At 60.1% G+C, this 23,484-nt stretch carries 24 protein-coding genes; 16 read left to right on the top strand and 8 right to left on the bottom strand.

Going from position 1 to position 23,484, the window contains the following annotated elements:
- Positions 1-19 precede the first annotated feature (19 nt).
- Complete coding sequence (locus tag ACQZ6F_RS26020) at positions 20-835, top strand: glycerophosphodiester phosphodiesterase (protein ID WP_449094617.1); 816 nt, start codon at positions 20-22, stop codon at positions 833-835.
- A gap of 150 nt (positions 836-985) precedes the next feature.
- Positions 986-1,354: an NIPSNAP family protein gene (locus tag ACQZ6F_RS26015; RefSeq protein WP_449094616.1), complete on the top strand. Its 369-nt coding sequence runs from the start codon at positions 986-988 to the stop codon at positions 1,352-1,354.
- Positions 1,355-1,424: 70 nt separating this feature from the next.
- Here the strand turns inward: ACQZ6F_RS26015 and ACQZ6F_RS26010 are convergent, their stop codons facing one another.
- The 3 genes from ACQZ6F_RS26010 to ACQZ6F_RS26000 form a co-directional block, all read right to left on the bottom strand.
- The gene (locus tag ACQZ6F_RS26010) at positions 1,425-2,000 is read right to left on the bottom strand and encodes a TetR/AcrR family transcriptional regulator (RefSeq protein WP_174073510.1); all 576 of its coding nucleotides are present in this window, start codon (positions 1,998-2,000) and stop codon (positions 1,425-1,427) included.
- 114 nt (positions 2,001-2,114) lie between these two features.
- On the bottom strand, positions 2,115-2,735 hold the full coding sequence (locus ACQZ6F_RS26005; RefSeq protein ID WP_449094615.1) for a TetR/AcrR family transcriptional regulator: 621 nt from the start codon (positions 2,733-2,735) through the stop codon (positions 2,115-2,117).
- Positions 2,720-4,183: an amidase gene (locus ACQZ6F_RS26000; protein ID WP_449094614.1), complete on the bottom strand. Its 1,464-nt coding sequence runs from the start codon at positions 4,181-4,183 to the stop codon at positions 2,720-2,722. Before ACQZ6F_RS26000 ends, ACQZ6F_RS26005 begins: the two co-directional genes overlap by 16 nt.
- A gap of 142 nt (positions 4,184-4,325) precedes the next feature.
- Between ACQZ6F_RS26000 and ACQZ6F_RS25995 the strand changes: the two genes are divergently transcribed.
- Both ACQZ6F_RS25995 and ACQZ6F_RS25990 read left to right on the top strand, forming a co-directional pair.
- Positions 4,326-4,601, top strand: coding sequence for a type II toxin-antitoxin system ParD family antitoxin (locus ACQZ6F_RS25995; RefSeq protein ID WP_449094613.1), 276 nt, complete (start codon positions 4,326-4,328; stop codon positions 4,599-4,601).
- Positions 4,588-4,932 carry a type II toxin-antitoxin system RelE/ParE family toxin gene (locus ACQZ6F_RS25990; protein ID WP_449094612.1) on the top strand — a complete coding sequence of 115 codons (345 nt, stop codon included), beginning with the start codon at positions 4,588-4,590 and terminating at the stop codon, positions 4,930-4,932. Before ACQZ6F_RS25995 ends, ACQZ6F_RS25990 begins: the two co-directional genes overlap by 14 nt.
- Before the next feature lie 37 nt (positions 4,933-4,969).
- Here the strand turns inward: ACQZ6F_RS25990 and ACQZ6F_RS25985 are convergent, their stop codons facing one another.
- Positions 4,970-5,611 carry a transglutaminase-like cysteine peptidase gene (locus tag ACQZ6F_RS25985; RefSeq protein ID WP_077467458.1) on the bottom strand — a complete coding sequence of 214 codons (642 nt, stop codon included), beginning with the start codon at positions 5,609-5,611 and terminating at the stop codon, positions 4,970-4,972.
- 166 nt (positions 5,612-5,777) lie between these two features.
- Positions 5,778-6,488 carry an SDR family oxidoreductase gene (locus ACQZ6F_RS25980; RefSeq protein WP_449094611.1) on the bottom strand — a complete coding sequence of 237 codons (711 nt, stop codon included), beginning with the start codon at positions 6,486-6,488 and terminating at the stop codon, positions 5,778-5,780.
- Positions 6,489-6,573: 85 nt separating this feature from the next.
- On the opposite strand from ACQZ6F_RS25980, the gene ACQZ6F_RS25975 reads away from it, so the two are divergent.
- The 7 genes from ACQZ6F_RS25975 to ACQZ6F_RS25945 all read left to right on the top strand — a co-directional run bounded on the left by ACQZ6F_RS25975 (position 6,574) and on the right by ACQZ6F_RS25945 (position 14,998).
- Positions 6,574-7,509, top strand: coding sequence for a LysR family transcriptional regulator (locus ACQZ6F_RS25975; protein ID WP_449094610.1), 936 nt, complete (start codon positions 6,574-6,576; stop codon positions 7,507-7,509).
- A 346-nt stretch (positions 7,510-7,855) separates the two neighbouring features.
- On the top strand, positions 7,856-8,920 hold the full coding sequence (locus ACQZ6F_RS25970) for an ABC transporter substrate-binding protein (protein ID WP_077467455.1): 1,065 nt from the start codon (positions 7,856-7,858) through the stop codon (positions 8,918-8,920).
- 51 nt (positions 8,921-8,971) lie between these two features.
- Positions 8,972-10,738: an ABC transporter permease gene (locus ACQZ6F_RS25965; RefSeq protein WP_449094609.1), complete on the top strand. Its 1,767-nt coding sequence runs from the start codon at positions 8,972-8,974 to the stop codon at positions 10,736-10,738.
- Positions 10,731-11,792 (top strand): ABC transporter ATP-binding protein, encoded by a 1,062-nt coding sequence (locus tag ACQZ6F_RS25960; RefSeq protein ID WP_449094608.1) that lies wholly within the window; start codon positions 10,731-10,733, stop codon positions 11,790-11,792. The genes ACQZ6F_RS25965 and ACQZ6F_RS25960 overlap by 8 nt, the downstream gene beginning before the upstream one ends.
- A gap of 53 nt (positions 11,793-11,845) precedes the next feature.
- Entirely contained in the window at positions 11,846-12,517 is a 672-nt protein-coding gene (locus ACQZ6F_RS25955) for a response regulator transcription factor (RefSeq protein WP_077467452.1), read from the top strand.
- Complete coding sequence (locus tag ACQZ6F_RS25950; RefSeq protein ID WP_449094607.1) at positions 12,507-13,898, top strand: sensor histidine kinase; 1,392 nt, start codon at positions 12,507-12,509, stop codon at positions 13,896-13,898. The genes ACQZ6F_RS25955 and ACQZ6F_RS25950 overlap by 11 nt, the downstream gene beginning before the upstream one ends.
- Positions 13,895-14,998, top strand: coding sequence for an ABC transporter substrate-binding protein (locus ACQZ6F_RS25945; RefSeq protein ID WP_449094606.1), 1,104 nt, complete (start codon positions 13,895-13,897; stop codon positions 14,996-14,998). The genes ACQZ6F_RS25950 and ACQZ6F_RS25945 overlap by 4 nt, the downstream gene beginning before the upstream one ends.
- 18 nt (positions 14,999-15,016) lie before the next feature.
- On the opposite strand, the gene ACQZ6F_RS25940 is transcribed toward ACQZ6F_RS25945, so the two are convergent.
- Genes ACQZ6F_RS25940 through ACQZ6F_RS25930 form a run of 3 tightly spaced genes read right to left on the bottom strand, consistent with a single transcriptional unit; the run spans position 15,017 to position 19,493 of the window.
- Positions 15,017-16,210 carry an aromatic amino acid transaminase gene (locus tag ACQZ6F_RS25940; protein WP_449094605.1) on the bottom strand — a complete coding sequence of 398 codons (1,194 nt, stop codon included), beginning with the start codon at positions 16,208-16,210 and terminating at the stop codon, positions 15,017-15,019.
- On the bottom strand, positions 16,207-17,412 hold the full coding sequence (locus tag ACQZ6F_RS25935; RefSeq protein ID WP_449094604.1) for a dihydrolipoamide acetyltransferase family protein: 1,206 nt from the start codon (positions 17,410-17,412) through the stop codon (positions 16,207-16,209). Before ACQZ6F_RS25935 ends, ACQZ6F_RS25940 begins: the two co-directional genes overlap by 4 nt.
- Positions 17,413-17,414: 2 nt before the next feature.
- Positions 17,415-19,493 carry a transketolase C-terminal domain-containing protein gene (locus ACQZ6F_RS25930; RefSeq protein ID WP_449094603.1) on the bottom strand — a complete coding sequence of 693 codons (2,079 nt, stop codon included), beginning with the start codon at positions 19,491-19,493 and terminating at the stop codon, positions 17,415-17,417.
- A gap of 119 nt (positions 19,494-19,612) precedes the next feature.
- Here ACQZ6F_RS25930 and ACQZ6F_RS25925 point away from each other — a divergent pair, with 119 nt between their 5' ends.
- The 5 genes from ACQZ6F_RS25925 (at position 19,613) to paaC (ending at position 23,477) form a co-directional block, all read left to right on the top strand.
- The gene (locus ACQZ6F_RS25925; RefSeq protein WP_034482790.1) at positions 19,613-20,092 is read left to right on the top strand and encodes an Lrp/AsnC family transcriptional regulator; all 480 of its coding nucleotides are present in this window, start codon (positions 19,613-19,615) and stop codon (positions 20,090-20,092) included.
- A gap of 95 nt (positions 20,093-20,187) precedes the next feature.
- Positions 20,188-21,078 (top strand): PaaX family transcriptional regulator C-terminal domain-containing protein, encoded by an 891-nt coding sequence (locus ACQZ6F_RS25920; protein ID WP_136687395.1) that lies wholly within the window; start codon positions 20,188-20,190, stop codon positions 21,076-21,078.
- A gap of 297 nt (positions 21,079-21,375) precedes the next feature.
- Positions 21,376-22,380 carry a 1,2-phenylacetyl-CoA epoxidase subunit PaaA gene (gene paaA, locus ACQZ6F_RS25915; protein ID WP_449094799.1) on the top strand — a complete coding sequence of 335 codons (1,005 nt, stop codon included), beginning with the start codon at positions 21,376-21,378 and terminating at the stop codon, positions 22,378-22,380.
- A 30-nt stretch (positions 22,381-22,410) separates the two neighbouring features.
- The gene (paaB, locus tag ACQZ6F_RS25910; protein ID WP_174073525.1) at positions 22,411-22,695 is read left to right on the top strand and encodes a 1,2-phenylacetyl-CoA epoxidase subunit PaaB; all 285 of its coding nucleotides are present in this window, start codon (positions 22,411-22,413) and stop codon (positions 22,693-22,695) included.
- Complete coding sequence (paaC, locus tag ACQZ6F_RS25905) at positions 22,695-23,477, top strand: 1,2-phenylacetyl-CoA epoxidase subunit PaaC (RefSeq protein WP_449094602.1); 783 nt, start codon at positions 22,695-22,697, stop codon at positions 23,475-23,477. The genes paaB and paaC overlap by 1 nt, the downstream gene beginning before the upstream one ends.
- Positions 23,478-23,484: the final 7 nt, after the last annotated feature.

Raw genomic sequence — 23,484 nt, 5'->3', positions numbered from 1 at the left:
ACCCTCAAGGAGAATTCCAGTGCCTTTGCCTCTCAACGCGGCTCGTCATGGCCTGCTGCGCATCGCCGCCCATCGCGGTTTCAGCCGCCGCTTTCCGGAAAACACCATCCTCGCATTCGAGCATGGCGTCGCGGCCGGTGCGAACGAAAGTGAGATCGATCTGATGCTGACACGCGACGACCAGATCGTCGTCATCCATGACCGCACGCTGGAGCGGACCACCAATGGCTTCGGCTTTGTCGCCGATCATGATCTCGAGCATATTCTGACGCTCGATGCCGGCGCGAAATTCGATGGGCGTTTTGCCGGTACGCCTGTGCCGACGCTCGCCGATGTCGTCCTTTGGGCCAAGCAAAGCGATACGCGCCTGGCAATCGAGATGAAGGAGCCGGAACGGGGCGACCGCCTGATCGACATCATGGTCGGCACGTTGCGGGATCTCGATGCCTTCCAGCATGTCGCCATATCCTCCTTCGACCACATCGATCTTCGGCGCGTGAAGGAAAAAGAGCCCCGCCTGCAGACGGAAGCCATCCTGCATCACCGCCCGGTCGATATCGTGGCTTCGATGCGCTCAGGCGGGATCGACGGTGTCTCTCTGGAACTGAACCGCTTTCATCGAGCCGACGCCGAAGCGCTCCGGGAAGCGGGTATTGCCGTGCGTCTCAGCCTGCCATTGCCTGAGAAGCTGGCTCTGTTCTGGCAGAGCGGACGTGACTACCTTCCGATGATCCGGCAGTGCATTGCCGATGGGCTGATCGACGCCATCATCGGTGACGATGTCGATTTTCTCTTCATGCTATCCAAAGACAACTCCGCACGGGAGAAAGCATGATTGACCGCTGCCGCTTCTTCCTGCGAGCGGCAGCGTGAAGTTCATCTGATGTCGAGCGAGCAGCTCTGCCGCAACCCTCTCCATTGTTCTCCATGGACTCAGCTTTGCAGCCATGCCAGCAGTAGTGTTTTCTGAGTGAGGCAATGCTCGATGTCGAATGCGCCAGTAACATGCGAGGTTCGCTATCGCCTCGATCCGGACAGGATCGAGGACTTCAAAGCCTATGCGAAAATTTGGATCAAACTTATCGAGCGCCACGGTGGGACGCATCACGGCTACTTCATTCCCCGTAAGAGACCAACCGGCATTGGCATAAGCTTTCCAGGCGTGGGAGAGGACGGGGCTGACGATATTGCCATAGCCCTGTTCACCTTTCCAGATGATGAGGCGTATCTCACTTACCGCGAAAAGATCGCCAACGATCCTGACGGTATCGAAGCCAACGCACGGTTTGGAAAGCAGCCGCCGTTCCTTAGCTACGAGCGCGCGTTTCTGCAGCCGATTCCGCCAAGGGATTAGGCGTGGAAGCAAGAAAGAGATTGATGATCAGTCGGTTGAGATAGCCGCCCTGCTGGAAACTATCCAGCAATCAGCTCGCCTTCCTTGAGCTGCTGCCAGCATGACCGAGTGCGTCCATCGCAGCCGCCACGATAAAGCCGCGCCACTCCCGCTTGAGATCCGCGCGCACGGCAACCGATGCCGTGATCCCGAGACCGGTGAATGCGCTCGTGACGCGGACGATCCGTTCCTGCTCGACGGACTGCATATCAATGCCAAGTGCCGCATACATGATCATCCCGAGCTCTATCATTTCGGGATCGGCGTTCTGCCCATTCTCCGCCAAACGGTATTGAAATGCTGAAATTCCCGGCCAATCATATGCGAAGGTGACGGAAGCTTCCACGACGGCTCGATCGCGCTCGATGCCGGGAGCAAGAGCTTCCACACTGGCGCGCAATGTCTCCATGTGATCGCGGCTCGTTTCCATCGCCGCATCGTAGAGCGCCTGCTTGCTGGGATAGTGGTGCAGCAACCCGGCTTTCGAATAGTTGACGGCATCCGCGATCTGTTGGAGCGAGGTGTTGGCGAAACCGTGCTTCGCGAACAATCCTGCGGCGTGATCGAGGATCTCAGCGTCAATTTCGGCTCTGGTCGGTCTGGGCATGTTCGAGGCCTAGCATGGGCCAACCGAGGCAGTCAATTTTCAATTGAACTGGTCGGCCGCTGCATGGGCGGGATGATGGCGGAGTCAGGTTGATGACAGCTATGGCTCCATATTTCAGCGCGGGCCAGGGTTTAACAAAGCCTGCAATCCGGCAAGCTGATAGCGCCAGAAGACGGCGACTGCCTGTTGGATGGCCTGCGGATCTTGGTGCGCTTCGAGAATGTCTGCGATCATGTCGACAGTGCGGGCAAAGACCTTGTGCAATACGAATCTTGCAGACGGCGACAGTGCATCGTCGCCCTCCTTTTTCTCCGCGTATGCAGAGGCGAGGCGCTCCATCTCGTTGATCATCATAGTCCTCACCCGTTCGAAGCGCGTGCCGCGGCCGCCGCGCAGGAGGATGAGTACGGCAAGACGATGGTCGATCCAGAATGACAGAAGTGCGCGCGCAGCATCCGAGCCGCTTGCGGTGGCGCCTTCCCAATGATCCAGCCTTTCGAATTCTCTCAGACGAGCGCGCAAAAGCCGTAGCAGTTGCGCTGCAATGGGCGCGGTGACAATGGCATTGAACAGCGCCTCCTTGTCTTCGAAATATTTGTAGATGTTGCCGGTACTGATGCCGGCCCGCTCCGCAACATCGGCAAGCCTGGCTGCCGTAAAGCCCTGCTCGGCAAAGACGGTGCCTGCCGCCTCGACGATGCGATCACGCACCTCATCCTTCAGCTTTTGCGGCATGCGGTCACCTCGGGTAAAGTGGCCAGATCGCTCATCCACGGCGCGGCTTCCTCGAGCTGGAGCGCCAGTGAGAACAAGAGGTCATCCCGCTCTCTGGCGGCAGCGAAATGGCAGCCGATCGGCAGGCCGCTCGCGATACGATGAAGGGGAACCGACATTGCCGCCCAGCCGGCAAGCGATGCGACGACCGTATACCCCGCAAGCCTCGCTATGAATGCATCCGCTTCGGCAGGCGCCTGCTCTGGTCCATGCGTGCCGAGCGGAAAGGCCGGCATCGGGACAGTGGGCGAAAGGAGAATGTCTATGTCCGCGAGCGACGTATCGGCATCCCGTTCTGCGAGATGGAGCGCTGTCACCAGCCTTGCCAGGGTTTCGGGCGGCGTGCCCTCTGCCCTGCGGGCAAGATCAAGCGTATATGGCTCGAACAGATCCGGATTGAAGCTGCTCCCCAGCATCTGCCGCACCTGGTTCAGCAGCTGGCCGATACTGTAACCCGTCAGCGTGAAGAATGCCTCACCTGTGGCGCGAGTATCGATCGTTGGGCCTTGAACGTCGATGACGTCATGGCCCAGCAGACGGCAAAGCCGAATACCCGTTTCGAGCGCGGTTTGCGCATCCGAAGATGGCTGCGAGCCGAAGCAATCCAGGCGATAGGCGCCGATGCGCAATTGCTGTCGCGGCGATTTCCTCAAAGCCTCGAGTGATGGAAGCATGGTCACCCGGTCCGCTCGCTCGGTGAAGGATAGCCAATGGTAGCTGTCGCGGACCGACCGGCTGACGCAATGGTCTGCGATCAGCCGCGCCGTCGGCATTTCGGCTGGCATGCCATTGGACACGGTGCGCCCCCGGCTGGGCTTGAAGCCGAAGAGGCCTGTGAATGAAGATGGTCCGCGAATTGAGCCGCCGCCGTCAGACGCGTGGGCCACCGGCACCATGCCAGAGGCAACCGCGGCGACAGCGCCGCCCGATGAACCACCGGGCGATCGGGAGACATCCCAGGGATTGCGCGTTGCGCCATTGCTAAGTGTTTCGGTCGTGCCGAGCAGCCCGAATTCGGAGGTCGCGCTTTTGCCGAGAACGATCAGCCCGGCGGCATCCAGGGCGTCGGTATAGGGGGAGCCCGCAGGAGTCTTCTGGCCGGCAAACAGGCGTGTTCCGAATGCCGCTGCGTGACCGGGATAGGGCATGAGGTCCTTGATCAGCGTCGGCACGCCGGCGAAGGGACCGTTCGTCTCTATCTCGGCAGCGCGCTTGCGGGCGAGATCGAAATCCACCGAAGCCAAAGCGTTGATGTCGGGGTTGATGCGCTCTATTCGGGCGATGGCCGCGTCGACAAGTTCGAGCGGCGTGACCTCTCCGCGCCGAACAAGATCGGCTTGGGCAGTCGCATCCAACATGGCAAATTCATCCGATACTTGGCCCGGCGTGATGGCAGCAGCGTCGTTCACGATTGCAACTCCTAAAAACGAATAGAGAATTTATTATTTACTATTCGAAGTCAAGGCTGGTTTAGCGCTCGATCACCCGAAAGACGGATGTCTTGACATATATGCGACTGAGTAGCACTTTACGCCAAAAGGAGCCCAACCAATGAGTATCAAATCATCGATCTCCCTGACGGATCAGCAGGACGCATTCGCGCGTTCGCTTGTTGACGCTGGGCGCTATTCAAGTTTGAGCTCGGTCTTGCAGCAGGGCTTGGAGCTTCTTCGTCAAAAGACGGAGGCTGAAGCCGCCGAGACGGAAGCACTGCGCACCGTGATCCAGCGGCGGCTGGAAGGCTCGAAGATCTCGGCCACCGATATGGAAGATCGCATCGAGGATATGATCGAGCGTAAGCGGCGAGCTCTCAGTGTGGAATCTTGAATATTCGCGGGATGCTGTCCTCGATTTCGAGCTGATCTTCGATCATCTGTTCGAGGCCTACGGTGATCTGGGAGACACTTCCGACGAAGCCTGGGCGCGTGCGGCCGACCGGATTCGCCAGCTTCGCACGGATATCGATCGTTTGGTGGAGACGCCTTACATCGGAACGTTGCGGCCGGATATTCATCCGGGTATTCGCTTTCTGCGGCGCGACAAGGCCGTTGTCTGGTTTCGATCGGACGAAGAACGGCTGATGATTACCGTCGTTGCGATCTTCTTCGGCGGCCAGGATCATATCAGGCACATGCTGGCACGCATGCTGGAAAAATAGAGGGCACGACGCTTCAAGCCTGCCTTTGGGGAATGGCTTAGTTCATCACACTCGCGACGACGGTCGGCTTCTGGATGATATCAACCCAGCGCCCGGTGTCGTTGATCGCCTGCCGCTTCAGATAGTGATAGGGCGTGTGCGTCCAGTCTTTGACCTGATCGGTCAGATTGTCGAGAATGAAATCGCCGCGGTCGGTGCGCACGGTGACGACGGCGTGACCTTCTCCATCCGGAAGACGCACGACCGTGATCAGCAGATCGGCAAGCGAAATGCCTTTCTTCATCAGTTCGCGGCGCTTCTCCAGGGCATAATGCTCGCAATTGCCCATGCCGTCGTCAGGATAGTTCCAGTATTGCACGACGCCGTAGTGATCGAGATCGCTGATCGGCTTGACCCATGTGTTCACCGAGGTATTGACCTCGACAATTTCGTCCCAGACCTTTTGCGTGATCTGAAGGGGACGCAAGTCAGTCGGATGGATCGAGCATTCTTCAGGGCGTCGCTGGCAGAATTCGTAATGCCCGATCGGCTGCGATGTTATCGAGCCTGTGGGCATGATCGGGTCCGACGCTGCCGAGGCGCCTGTATTGCAGGCAAGCAGTGCGACCGCAAAAGTGAAGGCAGAGACAATAGTTTTGCCAGCAGAGAACAGGCTGGCTGGCCGGACGACGCAAAACATACAAACGCCTTTGCCCAAAGGAACAGTGTTAACGAATTGTTAAGTTTTGCGGCCCGCGAAGTCAATTTGGGTCATCGCCGAGCGGCCGCAAATCTTAATAGATGGTTAACGTAGATCTTTGGAGCAGGACGTCACGCGACAGGCCTGGGCGCCGTCACCTTTCGGATCAGCGCATGGTGTAGCCGCCGTCGCAGAAGAGCGTGCTGCCGGTCATGTTGGTGTTGTCGAGCAGGAAGAGGGCAGCGTGGGCTTGCTCTTCGACTGTGGCCGGCCTTTGGACGAGGCAGATCTTGCGCCAGTACTCGTAGGCCGGCTCCCGCACATGGTCCGGTCGGTTGCGCCACAATTCGCTATCCGTCGTGCCGGGCGAGAGGCAATTCACCCGGATCGGATTGAGTTCCAGTGCAAGGCCGCGCGCCAACCCCTCAAGTGCAGCATTGCAGGCGGCATAGGCCGGGGCGCCGACTGGCCGGGCCGAGGCGGCACCGGACATCAACACGACAGATGAATCGGCACGAAGATGCGGCAGCGCGGCATGGACGGCGCGATATTGTCCCCAGAACTTCGCCTCGAACAAGGCTTCACTGGTTTCGATGCCGCCGTCGCGGAAGGTGCCGGTCTGATAGGAGGCGGCAGGTGTGAAAAGGCCCGATAGCATCGGCGCCTCGGCAAAGAAGCCATCGAGCGAGGTGCGGTCCGTTATCTCCACGGTTCGGCCGGATGCCGCAGGGCCGAGCGCGGCCAGGGCTTTGGCGAGATTGTCCGGAGACCGGCCGCCGATCAGCAGCCGGTCTCCCCGTTTTGCAAGTGTATGAGCAAGCGCCAGACCGATGCCTGACGTGCCTCCGATGATGGCGTAGGTGCGAATATTGGTCATGAAACGAAGCTATCCGCGCCTGAAATGCTGTTAAAGCGACAAAAAATCGTTATATTACCGAACTAAATTCTTGAATAGTGACCCCATGCAGCATCAGCCGGGCGACGATATCGGAGTGTTTCTGGCGGTCTGCGAAGCGGGAAGTTTCGTTGCGGCATCGACCCGGTTAAGGCTCTCCGCCTCGGCGGTTGCCAAGGCGATCGGGCGCATCGAGAAGCGCCTGAACATCAGGCTGTTCAAGCGCACGACCCGCAGCCTATCGTTGACGGTGGAAGGCATCGCCTACCGCGATGTCTGCGAGACCGCCTGGCGGGATATTCATCGGGTCGAGACGATAATCTCCGGCCTTTCCGACGAGCCCGCGGGTACTCTCAATGTCAGCCTGCCGCCGCTTTTCGGCTCGCAAATCGTCGCGCCGGCGCTTTACGCCCTTTCGCGTAAATGGCCCCGGCTCAGTCTCGATATCAGCACCTCAATCGAGCATATCAATCTAGCCGACAGTGGCATCGATCTGGCCGTTCGCATCGGTGAATTGCCAGACACTGGCGGGCTGATCGCCCGGCGGTTAGGTGTGCAGCGCCTCGTTCTCTGCGGCTCTCGAGGTTATTTCGACAACCGCAGGCGGCCGGAGACGATCGAGGATCTCGCCGATCACGATCTGATCGGCGCCCCGAAGAACGGCCGTCCGGCGCCGTGGCAATTTCGGTTACCGAGCGGCGAGCTATCGATATGGCATCCGAGGACGCGACTGCTGCTGGAGGGCAGCCTTCTCACGCTCTCGGCGATCAGATCGGGGCAAGGGCTTGGTCTGGTGCCTCAATGGCTGGTGCGAGACGAGATTTCCGGCGGTCAGTTGATCTCTGTTCTTGAAGATCGCATTTCTGGTCATCTACCTGTTCACGCCGTCTGGCCGGCCGCAACCATTATGTTGCCGCGCCTGCGCGTGGCGATAGATGCAATCGTCGAAGCTACCGCGCTCGAACTGACCAGTGGGGCGATCGAACATCTCGCCGCAGTTTAGACGCGGCACCTATCCGATAAAGGTCTCTGCCTCGCAATTTCAAACTTCTTCCGTCGTGACAGTTCTCTGACAGGAATCGATGCCAGCTTGTCCCGATCTGTAGAGGACAGAGACGATCGGTTCCAAACCGATCGGCCATTGGGAGGAAATCCATGAACATCATGCTCGGCCGCGTCTAGCGGCAATCGTTCGTCGCCTTACGGCCATCCGCCAAATCACTCAGTCGCTGGCGGCCTTCTGTTGAAGGCCTGTCCATCCCGCTCGTCTTCAGGATGGCGTGGGCGGAAGCGACAGCGGTTTGCGATGGCAACAAATCACATCCAGCAGTCAATTGGGAGGATATTAGATGTCACTGCTTTTCAGAAAACTCAGTCTCGCGGCCGCCATAACGGTCGGCATCAATGGTGCAGCGCTTGCCGCAAGCGACGATCTGATCGCCGCTGCCAAGAAGGAAGGCGTGATCTCGATCTACGCCGCAACCGACCTGACACAGGCACAAGCCCTACTCGATGCGTTCACCAAAAAATATCCGGGTATTCGGGTTGATTACAACGATATCGGCACCAACGGCGTCTACAATCGCGTGATCTCCGAAGCGGCGGCCGGCCAGGTCGGCGGCGACCTCGTCTGGACGTCGGCGATGGACCAGACCGTCAAGCTCGCCGTCGACGGCTATCTCGTCTCCTATTCCTCGTCTGAAATCGGCGCCCTTCCAAGCTGGGCCGTCTATGACAAGACCGTCTATGCCACCACGCTCGAGCCGATCGGCATGATCTATAACAAGCTCGCTCTGCCGGAGGCCGAAGTGCCGCGTACGCGCGCAGCCCTGATCGAGTATCTCGGCAAGAAGGATGTCGCGGGTAAAGTCGCAACTTTCGATCCGGAAAAATCCGGCGTCGGCTTCATGATCCAGACCAATGATTCCAAGCAGCGCAGCGACTATTGGGATCTGGTCGGAGCATTCGGCACCGCGAAGGGCAAGACCTATTCCTCGACCGGCTCAATGCGCGAAACCGTGGTCTCCGGTGAGAACGTCATCGCCTTCAACCTGATCGGTTCCTACGCGCTCGATTGGGTCAAGAGCGCCTCCAACCTCGGCGTCGCCTTCGGTCAGGACTACACGCCGGCCTTTTCGCGCGTCGCCGCCATCATGAAGAACGCTCCGCATCCTAACTCAGCCCAGCTGTTCTTGGATTTCATGTTGTCGCAGGAAGGCCAGAACGCCATCGCCTCGAAGGGCATGCCGTCGCTGCGCACCGATGTCGACCAGGGATACAACCTCAACACCATCAATGAACTGGTCGGCGGCAACCTGAAGCCCATCGCGCTCGATGACTCGCGTCTGGAGTTCATGGATCCGATGAAGCGGCTCGAATTCCTCAAGAAGTGGCGCGGCTCGGTCAAGAGCTGACACGCGCCCAAGCCAGCCAAGAACCACAACCATCGATAAGGAGGCGAGCCGATGTCGGCACCGTCGACGCCAGTATCAACTCTGTCTCACGCCGGACGGCCTGCCGCCCATGCGAGCCAGAATTTTGCGCCAATCCCGCAGCCTGGCAACGCCCTGGGCTTCCGGCGTATCGTCATCGGCCTGCTCGCCGTCATCGTTCTCGCTCCGATCGCACTGATCATCTACCAGAGCCTGCTCGATGGACCGTTCTTTGCGCGCAGCAGCAAGCTCTCGATCGAGGCCTATCGCTATATCCTGACCGACGAAATGTTCTACGATGCGCTCTGGAACACGGTCATCATGGCGGTGGGCATGGTGGCGATCGCGGTGCCGCTCGGCGCCGCGCTCTCCTTCCTTCTGACAAGGACTGACGTCAAGTTCCGCAAGGCGCTCGAAGTCGTCATCCTCGTGCCGATGTTCATCTCGGCCATCGTGCTTGCCTTCGGCTACACCGTAGCCGTCGGCCCTTCCGGGTTCCTCACCATGCTGTCCCGCGACATCTTCGGTGCCGCGCCCTGGAATCTTTATTCATTGACCGGCATCGTCATCGTCACGGGGCTTGCGCATGTGCCGCATGTCTACCTCTATGTCGCGGCTGCCATGCGCAACCTGCCGTCCGATCTGGAGGAGGCCGCAAGGTCGATGGGTTCGCCGATCTGGCGTGTCTGCCTGGACGTGACGCTTCCCATGGTCTTGCCGGCGCTCGTCTTTGCCACCGCGCTGAACCTCCTGATCGGCTTCGAGATGTTCGGTGTTCCCTATGTGCTGGGCGATCCGAGCGGCATCGTCGTGCTCACCACCTATGTCTACAAGCTCACCACGTTGTTTGGCGTGCCGACCTACCAGCTGATGGCTGTCGTCGTCGTGCTGCTCGTGCTGCTGACGCTGCCGCTCGTCTGGTATCAGCGTCGCCTGTTGCGCCATAGCCGTCGCTATGCGGCACTTGGCGGCAAGGGCGCGCGCACGACGGTGATGCGGCTTGGAGCCACCGGCCAGATCATTGCGCTTTCCTTCATCGGCTTCTGGCTTTTCGTATCGGTGCTGTTGCCGATCGGCGGCATCGTGCTGCGCGCCTTCGTCGATGCCTGGGGGCAGGGGGTCAATCCGCTCGCGCATCTGACCGTCGCGCATTTTGCCACGCTTGTCGAAGTGCCAAGCCTGTTTCGCGGTATCGTCAACACGGTCATCCTTGCCGTCGTCGGTGGAGCGGCCGCGGTTGCTATCTATCTCGTGATCGGGCTTGCCGGGCATCGCCACAAGGGCCTGTCCAATACCGTGCTCGATTATATGGTACTCCTGCCGCGCGCCATGCCGAGCCTCATCATCGGCCTTGCCTTCTTCTGGCTGTTCCTGTTCATCCCCTTCCTCATTCCGCTCAGGACCACGCTGATCAGCTTGTTTGCAGCCTATGTCATCGTCGGGCTTTCCTATGGCCTGCGCCTGCTACAGGGCACGCTGATCCAGGTGAGCCCCGAGCTCGAGGAAGCCGCGCGCACGACGGGCGCCACCATCGGCCGAAGCTGGCGCGATATTGTCATCCCCATCATCAGGCCAGGCCTGGTGGGAGCCTGGGCGCTGATCATGATCGTGTTCCTGCGCGATTACGCCACGGGCATCTATCTCATGAGTGCCGGCACGGAGGTCATCGGATCACTGATGATGGCGCAACTCCAGTCCGGAGCGATGGACACCATCGCAGCACTCGCCTTTGTCAGCATCCTTCTTACCGGCGGCGGCCTTGCCCTCGCCCTTCGTCTGGGAGCCAAGATCCATGACTGATCTCATCGTTCAAAACGTGCATAAATATCTGGGCGGCCTGCACATCCTCCAGGGCGCCTCCTTTACCGCCAATCGCGGCTCCATCGTCTCATTGCTCGGTGCTTCCGGTAGCGGCAAGACGACGTTGCTGCGCTGCATCGCCGGGCTCGAGCAGCCCGAGATCGGCCAGGTCAAGATCGCCGGCGCGGTGGTCTTCGATGGCGAGAAACGCGTCACCGTCGCGCCCGAAAACCGCAATATCGGACTGGTGTTCCAGTCCTACGCATTGTGGCCGCACCGCACCGTGGCAGAGAATGTCGCCTATGGCCTGAAACTGCGGGGAGTGAACAAGGCTGACGCTGAAAAGCGCGTTTTGGAGACGCTCGGCAAGATCGGCCTCGGCCACCTCGCTGAGCGCTATCCGGATCAGCTCTCGGGCGGCCAGCAACAGCGCGTCGCCATCTGCCGCGCTCTCGTCTATGAGCCGAAGATCCTGCTCATGGACGAGCCGCTGTCCAATCTGGATGCGAAACTTCGTGAGGAGGCGCGCTACTGGATCCGCAAACTCGTCCTCGATCTCGGCATCTGCGGCGTTCTCGTCACGCATGATCAGGCCGAAGCGCTCGCGGCGTCCGACAATATCCTCCTTCTACGCAACGGAAAGGTCGAGCAGGAGGGCCCTCCGCAGGATATCTATTCGAAGCCGACAAGCTTCTATGTCGCCGACTTCCTAGGTGCAAACAATGTCGCCTCGGGACGCATCACGCGGGATGGAGCCGTGGCCAGCATTCGCGGCCCCAACTGGCAGCTCGATGGGGTGATGATGGGGGACGGCGCAGAGAGCGACGGCAAGGCCGTTATCCGCGTCGAGCAGATCATCGTTCACGATCAGCCGGCATCCGGCCGGATCGAAATGCAGCTGGAGGCTTGCCTCTTCCTGGGCGATCGTTGGGAATACCGCCTGTCCTACGGCGAGTTCAAGGCCAAGGCATTCGGCCCGCGGTTCGTAGCTGCCGGCACGGTCTGGGCCGAGATTCCGCGCGAAAGCGTGTGGCTCTATCCGGAAGCGGCCTAAGCACGGTGAACCGTTGCGTCCGGAGGTCATGACGGCTAGGCATTAAGGCTGATATGCGCATTCTGCTCGTTGAAGATACGCAAGACGTTGGCGAAGCCATATGTCGGCGCTTTCAGGCTATCGGCCATGTGGTCGATTGGCAGACGGACGGTCGTGCTGCAGCCGAGATCCTGGCCTTCACCGACTATGATCTCGTCATCCTCGATGTCATGCTTCCCGGACTTGACGGCTTCGAAATCCTGAAAGGATTAAGACGTGCCCGCGTGAGCACGCCCGTCATCATGCTGACGGCGCGCTCCGAAGTCGATGATCGCGTCGGCGCCCTCGATCTCGGCGCCGACGATTATCTCGTCAAGCCCTTCGACTTTCGCGAGCTGGAGGCGCGGGCGCGGGTATTGGTGCGCAGACGCAGCGGCGATGCGACCAACTTCGTCACCTGCGGCGATATCGTCCTCGACCGCGCCAGCCGTTCGGTGAAGGTCGGCAAACGCGAGGTGCAGCTGAAGCGCCGGGAGATGACACTTCTCGAAATCTTCGCGTCGCGACCGGGGCGGGTCTTCAGCAAGCACGAACTTCTCGACCAGCTCTATGGCTTCGACGAGGCTGTCAGCGCCAACGCGATCGAGCTTTATGTCGGGCGGTTGCGCAAGAAGCTGGAAGGAGCAAAGGCGCGCATCGTGACGCTTCACGGCATCGGCTACCAGTTGGTCTCCGATGACGCGTGAATATTCGCTCTTTGCCCGTCTGGCGCTGGTCATATCGGTTCTGTTGACGGCAGGGGCCGCCATACTTGTGACCGCAAGCTGGTACTCCGCGCGAACCGCGGCCGACGACGCCTATGATCGCCTGCTGGTCGGGGCCGCCTTGCAGATCGCCGATGGTCTTGCCGTTCAGGAAGGGACTCTCATTGTCGATCTCCGCGCGTCCGCCTTCGAAATGCTGGGTCTCGCTGATCGCGATCGCATCTTCTACCGCATCGTCGATCCTACGGGAAAGACGCTGACCGGCCATCGCGATCTGGAAACGAACATAGATGTTCCAGCTGTTCGTAGGGAGCCGGTCCTGAGTTCCGGTCTCTACAAGGGCGAGGCGGTGCGTATCGCGGTCGTCGGGCGTGCGCTCTCCGATCCGGCCGCGTCCGGCTGGGCTCATGTGATCCTCGCCCAAACCGTCGAGGCGCGCCGTGGATTGACGCATGAGCTGACCCTCGGCGCCGCGATCACGATCGTCATCATGTGCCTTCTGGCGCTGGTAGTGATGATCCTCTCCATTCGCCAGGCGCTGCGTCCGGTCAACCAGTTGGGAAGCGCCCTTCGCCGCCGCGATCCGCAGGATCTGACGCCGGTTTCCGTATCTGTCCCGCGCGAACTTCGCCCTTTCGTCGGCTCCATCAATCACTTCATGAGCCGCCTCAACGAACGCGTAGTCTTGCTCCAGCGCTTCATCGCCGACGCGGCACACCAGATCCGCACGCCGCTGACGGCGCTGACCGCCCAGCTCGACCTGCTCGGCAGCGACAGGCTGGATGAGGCGGGCAGGCAGCATCTCCAGCGCGTGCAACAGCGCGCCGACGAGCTGGCGCGGCTGACCAACCAGCTGTTGAGCCATGCCATGGTGATCCACCGGGCCGAATCCGTGCAGCTTGAGCCTGTCGATCTCACTGAAATCGCCAGGCGAGCGTTTCGCGTGGCGGTGCCGATCACCATCGATCCCGACATCGTGGTGTCCTTCGAGGAGGCTGATGCTAGGCTCATCGTGCCTGGCGATCCGGTCAGCTTGCGCGAGGCCATCGTCAATGTGATCGACAACGCGCTTCGGCACGGGACGCTATCCCGGCTCGAGGTTCGTACGCGCGCAGAGGGTGCGCTGGCGCTTGTCGAGGTCGAGGATGACGGCCCCGGAATTCCCGCCAGCGAGTGGCCGCGCGTCACCCAACGCTTCCAGACTTCGAAGGCCGGCGAGGGCAGTGCGGGGCTCGGGTTTGCCATCGCCTCCGAAGTCGCCGCCGCACATGATGGAGCACTGCAGTTTCGCGAGAAGGGGGAGGATACTCGCGGCTTCACGGTCATTCTGGCTCTCCCGCGCATCCACATGGAGGGCAAATGATGTCTTGGCTGATCCGCACATTGGTGCCGGCTCTCGTGGTCTCAGTACTTTCATTCTCGCCAGCTCCTGCCCTGGAAGGAAGCACGCAGTTCTTCCCGGCCGAAAATGCAGAGGCGGCACGTCTCTCGATCCATGGCGCAGCCGATCTTCATGCCATGGAGCCGCTGATCCGCGATTTTCAGAAAACCGCGCCGGACATTGCCGTCGAGTATGCTGATTATGTAACGAACGAGCTGCACCAAAAGGCGAGCGATGCTTGCGCTGAAAACGCGCCGCTCGGCGACCTGCTGTTGTCTTCGTCGCTCGACCAGCTCGTCAGCCTCGTGAATAATGGTTGCGCATCGGCGTACGATTCTCCGCAAACGGCTCGGGTGCCTAAATGGGCCAATTGGCGGGACGAGGTCTTCGGCTTTACCTTCGAGCCGGCGGTCTTCGTCTACAATGCGCGCTACGTGCCGCCGGACGATGTGCCGCGCACGCGCGCCGAGCTGGCCGACCTTTTGAGGCGACGGCTCGATTATTATGACGGGCATGTCGGTACCTTCGACATCAGGACATCAGGCGTTGGATATCTGCTGGCCTTCAGCGACGCGCGTCAGGCGACGGCCACTTATGGCCGCGTTCTCGAAAGCATGAGCCGGGCGGATGTGAAGGTCAGTTGCTGTACCGGATCGATCCTGCAGGAGATCGCCAGCGGCCGGATCTACCTCGCCTATAATATGATCGGCTCTTACGCCTATGCCGCCGCCAAGGCCAATCCGGATCTGAAAGTCGTCATCCCGCGCGATTATGCCTTGATCCTGAGCCGCGGGGTGCTGATCCCGAAGACCTCGCCGCGGCCGGATCTCGCCCGCCGCTTCCTTGATTATCTGCTATCCGAGCGGGGGCAGGAGGTGGCGCGTAGGCAGGCATTCTTCTTCGCGGAAAAGGGAGCTATCCCCGAAGGCGTCGATGGTCCCGAGAATTTGGGTGAATTGAGTTTCATTCAGCCCATCCGCATCGGGCCGGCGCTGCTTGCCGCGCAGGATGAGGCGCAACGCCGAAGGTTCATCGACGACTGGAGTCATTCGATGCTGGGCAAAGGCGGGCCATCGCCGTAGAGCGGCTCTGCTGAAATCTCAATTCAGGTAAGGGCCAATTCGCTTCACAACGGCGCCGACATCTTCGATCCGAAGGCCGGCGACATTGATTCTGCCGGAATCCGGCATGTAGATCGCATGATCGGCCCGAAGCCTCCGGACATTATCAGGTGAAATCGGCAGGAGGGAGAACATGCCTTCCTGATCACGGATATGAGCAAGGTCCGGCCGGAACCTGCCAAATGCTGCGGCAACAGCCTGACGAATCTCCGTCATGCGGATTCGCATGGCATCCAACTCGTCAGCCCAGGCTTTCCGCAAGGACGGGTTTTGCAGGATCGTTGCCACGATTGCCGCGCCATGCGCCGGCGGCATCGAATAACTCGTGCGCGCATAGCTTGCCAGATTGCCCACACCCTTGTTCAAGGATGTCCGCGATCCGCCGATGAGATAGGCCGCGCCAGTGCGCTCTCTATAGAGCGAAAACGATTTGGAGCAGGAGACTGCGACCATGGCCTCATCTGCGGCGTCGAGAACGGTCATCATCCCGGCCATGTCCTGTTGCAAGCCACGTCCGAGGCCCTGATAGGCGCTGTCGAACAGCGGCAGCAATCCATTCCTCGCAACGATGTCGGCGATATCTCGCCAGTTCTGTTGCGAGAGCGCGGCGCCGGTTGGGTTATGACAGCTCGCCTGGAAGAGAACAGCGTCGCCCGGCGCGGCTTGTTGCAAAGTCCCCAGCATCTCATCGATCAGGACTGCCTGTTTGCCGATATCGAAAAAACGATAGTTTCCGATCTGAAGGCCAACAGAGGAAAATATGGCGTGATGGTTGACCCATGTCGGCGTGCCGATCCAGATCTTTCTTTTGCGCTGCTGCGCGAGCAATTCGGCAGCTAGCCGCAAAGCGCCGGTGCCGCCCGGTGTCTGAACGCCGGCCACCTGCTTGCCGCCATGGCCCTCTCCAAACACTTCCATCGCTAATGCCTGCAGAAAGACCGGATCACCCTCGGGGCCGATATAGGATTTGGAATTCTGCGTTTCCCAAAGGTGATGTTCCGCCGATTTGACGGCTCTCATCACAGGCGTACGGCCCGTTTCATCGCGATAGACGCCGACGCCAAGATCGACTTTTCCGGATCGCGGATCGTCGGCGAATTTTGCGATCAGCTCGAGCAGAGGATCCGGCTTCTGCTCGGCAAGACCGCCGAGAAATCCAGTTCCGTCTGTCATCGCCAAGTCTCCAGAATTCGAACGAACTCGGTCAGCCAGGCATTCGTCTGGTGCCCATCAAGGGAACGATGGTCGATCGTCAGCGACACATAGGCCATCGGGCGGATCTGGATCGTATCGACGCCATCGACCTCGCGCACGACGACACGCTTCTCCAGCTTGCCGACGCCCAGAATGGCCGATTGCGGCTGGTTGATGATGATGGGCGACGCCACCAATGAACCCGAGACCCCATGGTTGGAAATCGTGAAAGTCCCGTCCTTCAGCTCCTCGCTCTTCAGGGCGTTGGATCGTGCCCGGTCTGTCAGGTCTTGAAGCCGGCTGGCAATGTCTCGGAGTGAAAGCTCCTGCGCTTGCCGGATCACCGGAACAAGCAGACCCTTGTCACCCAGGGCTATTCCGACGCCGATATTGATGTCCTCGAATATCTCGAGGCTGTCATCGTGCCACTGGCTGTTTACCTCCGGCACGAGTTTCATCGCCGCCACGGACGCCGCCACGAAATAGGCGGTGTAGGACAGGTTCACGCCTTCAGCCTTCATTCGATCCTTATGGCTGTCGCGATGACGCATGATCGCCGTGAAATCCGCCTCGAAGACAGCCGTGACCTGAGGGGCTGATGCCAGCGAATGGGCCATATGCCTTGCGATCGCAAGCCGCATGGCCGAATGCGGAACGGTTCGGGATCTCCCATCAACTGGGATGGACGAGGAGGGCAGCCCCATCGTCGCCGGCGGCGATGCGGGGGCGGATGACTGGGCCTTGCCGGCATCCAGCGCGTGATCCATATCGGCGCGCGTCACCCGGCCATCCCTGCCGCTGCCTTTGAGCGTGGCCGGATCGATCCCGTATTCCGCGGCAGCCTGGCGAACCGCGGGGGAGTAGTGGATGGCGGCTGCCGCTGCTGAAGCCGATTGCGCCTGTGAGGGAGTGGTTGGCATATCGGCCGCAATGCCGTTCGCTTCGACGCTCATTCGCCCGAGGATGTCCCCCGGCGCCGCGTCATCGCCATCCGACATGGCGATTTCGCTCAGGATGCCGTCGCAGGGTGCCGGTATCTCCTGCGTTACCTTGTCGGTTTCCAGCTCGACGAGCGCATCGCCTTCTCTAACGCGATCGCCGATCTGTTTCAGCCAGTTACGGACGACCGCCTTCGTGCCTTCCTGCTCAAGAGGTGCCGTAATCTCAATCATACTCGTCATGCTTAAAACTCCAGCAGTTCGGTGATCCGCCTGACGATCCGTTCCGTCGACGGCACGGCCCAATCGAGAAGGATGGGATTATGCGGGCTTGGAATATCCGGCATGGTCAGGCGCGAGACTGGTGCGTCGAGATCCATGAATGCTTTGTCCGCGACCACGGCCGCAATTTCGGCGCCGAAACCGCCGGTCTCGAGATCTTCATGGACGATGAGACAGCGGTGGGTCTTGGCGACTGAGGCGAGAACGGCCTCCCGATCCCACGGCATCAGCGTGCGAAGGTCGATGACGTCAGCGGAGATGCCCTCGGCCGCCTCTTCGCAGCGCTGAACCATCGCGCCCCAGGTGACGATGGTGATATCGGTGCCGGTACGCGTCAGCTTTGCCTTACCGAACGGCAAGGCGAAGTTATCGCCGGGATAGGCGCGGCGCGCCCATGCATGATCGAGCATGGCCCTGTGTTCGAAGAAGATGACCGGGTCATTGCCGCGGATTGATGTGCGCAAAAGGCCGACGGCATCCTCCGCATTCGAAGGGACTGCAACCTTCCAGCCCGGCTGGTGCACGAAAGCAACTTCATTGGTCTGACTATGCCACGGATCGCCGCATTTGAAGAAACCGCCGGGCATGCGCACGACGACCGGAGCTGCAAACCGGTTGTTGGTCCGCCAGCGGATGGTGCCGCAGTCGTTGAGCTGTTCGGTCGCCGGCTCCGCATATTTGCGGAACTGGATTTCTGGAACAGGAACCAGCCCGGCCAGCGCCATGCCCACCGCGCGGCCGATAATCCCTTCCTCGGACAAGGAGGTATCGAAGACGCGCTCGACGCCGAATTTTTCCTGCAGTCCGAGGGTCACGGCATGAACGCCGCCCTTGGGGCCGATGTCCTCGCCAAACATGACAACTCGCTCATTGATCGCCATCTCATGGTCGAGCGTGCGACGGATAGCGGTGACCATGTTGATGCGCGGGCCGGATGTATCGGGTTCCTGTGATGTTGCCGGAGAGACATAACCGCCGGGATGCTGGCCGCCCATCGTCTGCATCTGGCCATCGAAAAACACATGACGGGTCACGGAGGCGGGATCGGCGGCTGGCCTAGCCTCGGCGGCCTCCCGTGCCCTTTCGGCCAATTCACGCGCGGCATTCTCAGAGGCTTCCCATTCTTCGACCGTCATGATGGCGGGAACGAGAAATTCCTTCAGGCGCGGCAGCGGATCGCGCTCCCATTCGCGCCGGACGGTTTCCTCGCTCTTGTAGGTCTGGGTATCCTGGAAGCTGTGCCCTTGCAGGCGTGGAACCGTCAGCCTCAGAAGCGCGGGCTTGCGCTCTTCGCGGACGAAAGAGACCGCGTCCTGTACCAGATGCGCCGCTTCGGCGGGGTCGCAGCCGTCACCATCGAATATTGCAAGATTCTTCCAGCTGGCGAGGTTTGCCGCGATATTCCCGTCGGGTGTCTGAAGCGTCGAGGGAACCGAAATGCCAAAACCATTGTCCTCGATATAGAACAACATCGGCAGCTCTTGTGTCGTCGCAACTGTCAGTGCTGCCCAAAAGCCGTTGGATGCGACGGAACCGTCACCGCCGAGGACGACGCCGATATCTGTTGCGTATTCTTTTCGCCCAAGAGTGTCGGCATAATATTTCATCGCCTGTGCCCAGCCAGCCGTCGGCGTGTATTGCGCGCCAACGCCGCCGCACATGGGCAGGGCCGAAGCGCCTGACAGGTTGGGATAATTAAAGACAACGCCGATGTCCCGGCCGTCGGAATAGCCGCCGGCGCGGCCCATGGCCGAGCCGAGGGCGTCAACCGGATCGACACCGAGAGAGAGGAGAAGCGGCCGCGAGCGATAGTAGCCGCAGGTGGCATCGTGCCGGCCGGTGAGTTGCGTGCCGAGAAGCACTTGCGCCATGTCATGGCCGCGCGCTGAAAACTGATAGAGAACCTTCTTTTCCGGAACGAGGCGCTTCTCTTCCAGCTCATCGAGGGCTCTGGAGAGATGGACGAGACGGGCTATCTTGCGCCAGTCGATACGGTCGTCGGGTGCGTTGCGCTCATGCTTTCTTGCAGCCAGCTGGTCCATTTGCTCCTCCTGCATCTGGTTGCGTGATTCTAATTCAGCATGGCCGCATTATTCCTTTCAATCTCATGGCTACTAACCTAGTATTTGAAAGGTTCAGTTCACAATCGGCGGGTTTCTGAATGGAAAATTTCGACCTCGATCACGTCGACAGAGCCATACTTCGCGTGCTGCAGGAGCAGGGCGATATCAGCCAGGCGGCGCTGGCAGAGAAGGTCGGCGCATCGCCCGCCTCATGCTGGCGACGGATAAAGGCGCTGGAGAGCGAAGGTGTACTGGGCAGGACGGTTCGGCTTGTCGATCCCGACAAGATCGGAAAGGGCTTGAATGTCTTTTGTCAGGTCAAGATGAAGACCCACGATCCCGCGACGCGCCGGGATTTCGAGCAGTTCATCGCCAGCTATCGCGAAGTCCTCGAATGCTATTCCATGTCCGGGGAGTGGGATTACCTCATCCGTGCTGTCGTTGCCGATGTCAGGGAATATGAGGGGCTTTTGATGCGCGGCATCCTGACCCATGAGGCTGTGTTGAGCTCCTCGTCGCACTTCTCACTCAAATGCGTCAAATACACCACGGCATTGCCGACGAACGCGACGCGCTAGTGCTCCTCATTCGCCTTGGCCGGGCATCAGCTTGAACATTGCAAGCGTCTCGCGCTAATAAACCCCAACGATCACAGATCGGGAGTATGGTTGGATTGTCGGCAGATAACGTTAAGTCCGGGCATGAATTGAATGAGGCGGTCGCGGCGCTGCTGGTTGACCTGCCGATCAAGGCAGCCGGCTTCATCGTCACCATCTACGGCGATGTCATCGAGCCGCGCGGCGGCACTGTCTGGATCGGAAACCTCATCGAGACGTGCCGGAGTGTCGGCATTACCGAGACACTGCTGCGAACTGCAGTGTCGCGTCTGGTCAATGCCGGACGGCTCGTCGGCGAGCGAGCGGGGCGCCGCAGTTATTATCGGCTGGCCGACGCTGCGCAGACGGAGTTCGCCAAGGCCGCCGCCTTGCTCTATGGGCCCGAGCCGACAGTCAAATGGCAGTTCGTGCTGATCAATGGTCCCGCGCCGGACGAGATCATGCAAGGTCTCGAACGGGACGGCTTTGCCAGGCTGAGTCCGCGCATGGCTGTCGGAACGCATCCCGCACCGCCGCTGCCTGATCGGGTTATCATTTTCGACGCTCAACTTGCGACCGAGAATGCGGCGTTCAAGGAGTTTGCAGAGGGTTCCTGGGATTTGCCGCGCTTCGCGGCGGCCTACAACGAATTCATCAGCCGCTTCGGCGCCTTCTCGCAGCGGATCGAAAGCGCCTCAAGCCTCTCGCCGTTTGATTGCCTGATCGCGCGGCTGCTTCTAGTCCACCAATATCGCCTGATCATGCTTCGAGAGCCGCATCTTCCGAGATCCGCCTTGCCGGCCAATTGGCCCGGCGAAGATGCTCGGCGATTATTCGCCGATCTCTATTTGAAACTGTCGAAGAAGGCCGATGGTTACGTCGGCCGTCGTTTTGTCGACGAGGCGGGCAAGCTCCAAGAGGCTACCCCGGCAAGCCAACGCCGGCTCGATCACCTCAAGTCGCGCTAAAAGATCAATCCTCTCAGGAACATAGCGAAGCGTTCGCCTTGTGGCGTCTCTATGTGATTTCAAATGTCACAGAAAATACGGAAAATTCATTTGAGCTGTGACATATGGCATGCTAATACAGTGACCGTTCGGTCGGTTAATTTGTTTGCCGTCGGATCGATGTTTCGTGGAGGAGAGCGTGAAACAGGCCTATAATCCGGATGTGGTGAACGATCAGCTCCGCTGATGCGCTTCATTACGACCGCAAGGCTTGCTCATTCTCGAGCGCGTTGGACGCGCGAAGACGGAGGAATGACCATGTATGCACAGATGGTGAAAACCGACAGCGCCCGCATCCGCTCCCTCGACGAGATGGAACCCGAGGAGCGCGCCTTCCAGGAGCGCGTCGATGCCGGCCAGAAGATCGAGCCGAAGGAATGGATGCCGGAAGGCTATCGCAAGACGCTGGTGCGTCAGATCAGCCAGCACGCCCATTCCGAAATCGTCGGCCAGTTACCCGAAGGCAACTGGATCACGCGCGCGCCGACGCTGGAGCGCAAGGCGATCCTGCTCGCCAAGGTGCAGGACGAAGCCGGCCATGGTCTCTATCTCTATTGTGCTGCCGAGACACTCGGCATCAGCCGCGATGAGATGTATGAGCAACTGCATTCCGGCAAGGCCAAATATTCCTCGATCTTCAACTATCCGACGCTGACTTGGGCCGATATCGGCGCCATCGGCTGGCTGGTCGACGGTGCGGCGATCATGAACCAGGTGCCGCTGCAGCGCTGTTCGTACGGCCCTTATTCCCGGGCCATGATCCGCATCTGCAAGGAGGAAAGCTTCCATCAACGTCAGGGCTTTGATGCTTTGATGCGGATGGCGAAGGGCACTCCGGCACAGAAAGTCATGGTGCAGGATGCGCTGAACCGCTGGTGGTGGCCGTCGCTGATGATGTTCGGTCCCTCGGACGATGCGTCGGTGCATTCGGCTCAATCGATGGCGTGGAAGATCAAGCAGAATTCCAATGACGAGCTGCGCCAGAAGTTTGTCGACCAGACCGTACCACAGGCCGCATATCTCGGGCTGACCGTCCCCGACCCTGACCTCAAATGGAACGAGGCGAAGGGCGGCTACGATTTCGGCGAGCCGGACTGGGAAGAGTTCTTCAATGTCATCGCCGGCAACGGCCCTTGCAACGCCGAACGCCTCAATGCTCGCAAAAAGGCATGGAGCGATGGCGAATGGTTCCGGGACGGTCTGACGGCTCATGCCGAAAAGGCCGCCGACCGCCGCGCCGCCGCAAAGATCGCTGCCGAATAAGGCAGCCAGGACGTTTAGGGAGTGAGAAACATGTCCAATGAATGGCCGCTTTGGGAAGTCTTCATCCGTGGTCAGCATGGCCTCAACCATCGCCATGTCGGCAGCCTGCATGCGCCGGATGCCGAGATGGCGGTCAACAATGCCCGCGATGTCTATACGCGCCGCAACGAGGGCGTCAGCATCTGGGTGGTGAAGTCTTCGGACATCACCGCAAGCGCGCCATCGGAAAAAGGACCGCTCTTCGACCCGTCCAACTCCAAGGTCTATCGTCATCCGACCTTCTTCGACATTCCGGATGAAGTGGGGCACATGTGATGACGACCGCGACGCTTGAACCGGCGGTCGATCAGGCCGCACTCTTCGAATTCCTGGTTCGCATCGGCGATAACGCGCTGATCCTCGGTCATCGCGTCTCCGAATGGTGCGGCCATGCGCCGGCGCTGGAAGAGGACATCGCGCTTGCCAACACAGCGCTCGATCTCATTGGCCAGACGCAGCTATGGCTCGGGCTTGCGGGCGAGGTGGAGGGCAAGGGCCGCTCGGCGGATGATCTTGCCTATCTGCGAGACGGATTCGAGTTCCGCAATATTCTGATGGTCGAACGCCCGAATGGCGACTTCGGCAAGACGCTGATGCGCCAGTTTCTCTACGATGCCTGGCATTATCTGCTTCTCAAGGCATTGAAGGGCTCGACCGAAAAACGCATCGCCGAGATCGCGGAAAAGGCGTTCAAGGAGGTCTCCTATCATCTCGACCGCAGCCGCGACCTGATCATCCGGCTGGGCGACGGCACGCCCGAGAGCCATCGCCGCATGCAGGAAGCGCTTGATGATCTCTGGCCCTATACCGGCGAGATGTTTGTCGGCGATGGGGTAGATACAAGACTTGCCGAAGCCGGCGTCATTCCCGAGCCGCAAAGCATGAAGGCTGGCTGGGACGAGATCGTCGGCGAGACGCTTGCCGAAGCCACGTTGAAGAAGCCCGCGGACGGTTACATGCACAAGGGCGGTCGCCGTGGTGTTCACACCGAGCATCTCGGTTTCATCCTGACCGAGATGCAGTTCCTGCAGCGCGCCTATCCGGGCGCTGCCTGGTAGGAGGCCG

The sequence above is a fragment of the Rhizobium sp. A22-96 genome (genome assembly GCF_053521805.1).
This window is presented reverse-complemented; position numbering and strand designations above follow the sequence as displayed.

What these genes read in the sequence shown, in the direction of transcription:
- ACQZ6F_RS25985 (WP_077467458.1), bottom strand. Translation starts at nt 5,611, where the DNA reads ATGTTTTGCGTCGTCCGGCCAGCCAGCCTGTTCTCTGCTGGCAAAACT.
- ACQZ6F_RS26010 (WP_174073510.1), bottom strand. Translation starts at nt 2,000, where the DNA reads ATGCCCAGACCGACCAGAGCCGAAATTGACGCTGAGATCCTCGATCAC.
- ACQZ6F_RS26005 (WP_449094615.1), bottom strand. Translation starts at nt 2,735, where the DNA reads ATGCCGCAAAAGCTGAAGGATGAGGTGCGTGATCGCATCGTCGAGGCG.
- ACQZ6F_RS25970 (WP_077467455.1), top strand. Translation starts at nt 7,856, where the DNA reads ATGTCACTGCTTTTCAGAAAACTCAGTCTCGCGGCCGCCATAACGGTC.
- paaB (WP_174073525.1), top strand. Translation starts at nt 22,411, where the DNA reads ATGTCCAATGAATGGCCGCTTTGGGAAGTCTTCATCCGTGGTCAGCAT.
- ACQZ6F_RS26015 (WP_449094616.1), top strand. Translation starts at nt 986, where the DNA reads ATGTCGAATGCGCCAGTAACATGCGAGGTTCGCTATCGCCTCGATCCG.
- ACQZ6F_RS25960 (WP_449094608.1), top strand. Translation starts at nt 10,731, where the DNA reads ATGACTGATCTCATCGTTCAAAACGTGCATAAATATCTGGGCGGCCTG.
- ACQZ6F_RS25930 (WP_449094603.1), bottom strand. Translation starts at nt 19,493, where the DNA reads ATGGACCAGCTGGCTGCAAGAAAGCATGAGCGCAACGCACCCGACGAC.
- ACQZ6F_RS25980 (WP_449094611.1), bottom strand. Translation starts at nt 6,488, where the DNA reads ATGACCAATATTCGCACCTACGCCATCATCGGAGGCACGTCAGGCATC.
- ACQZ6F_RS25975 (WP_449094610.1), top strand. Translation starts at nt 6,574, where the DNA reads ATGCAGCATCAGCCGGGCGACGATATCGGAGTGTTTCTGGCGGTCTGC.
- paaC (WP_449094602.1), top strand. Translation starts at nt 22,695, where the DNA reads ATGACGACCGCGACGCTTGAACCGGCGGTCGATCAGGCCGCACTCTTC.
- ACQZ6F_RS25925 (WP_034482790.1), top strand. Translation starts at nt 19,613, where the DNA reads ATGGAAAATTTCGACCTCGATCACGTCGACAGAGCCATACTTCGCGTG.
- ACQZ6F_RS25940 (WP_449094605.1), bottom strand. Translation starts at nt 16,210, where the DNA reads ATGACAGACGGAACTGGATTTCTCGGCGGTCTTGCCGAGCAGAAGCCG.
- ACQZ6F_RS25955 (WP_077467452.1), top strand. Translation starts at nt 11,846, where the DNA reads ATGCGCATTCTGCTCGTTGAAGATACGCAAGACGTTGGCGAAGCCATA.
- ACQZ6F_RS25935 (WP_449094604.1), bottom strand. Translation starts at nt 17,412, where the DNA reads ATGACGAGTATGATTGAGATTACGGCACCTCTTGAGCAGGAAGGCACG.
- ACQZ6F_RS25945 (WP_449094606.1), top strand. Translation starts at nt 13,895, where the DNA reads ATGATGTCTTGGCTGATCCGCACATTGGTGCCGGCTCTCGTGGTCTCA.
- ACQZ6F_RS25965 (WP_449094609.1), top strand. Translation starts at nt 8,972, where the DNA reads ATGTCGGCACCGTCGACGCCAGTATCAACTCTGTCTCACGCCGGACGG.
- ACQZ6F_RS25950 (WP_449094607.1), top strand. Translation starts at nt 12,507, where the DNA reads ATGACGCGTGAATATTCGCTCTTTGCCCGTCTGGCGCTGGTCATATCG.
- paaA (WP_449094799.1), top strand. Translation starts at nt 21,376, where the DNA reads ATGTATGCACAGATGGTGAAAACCGACAGCGCCCGCATCCGCTCCCTC.
- ACQZ6F_RS25995 (WP_449094613.1), top strand. Translation starts at nt 4,326, where the DNA reads ATGAGTATCAAATCATCGATCTCCCTGACGGATCAGCAGGACGCATTC.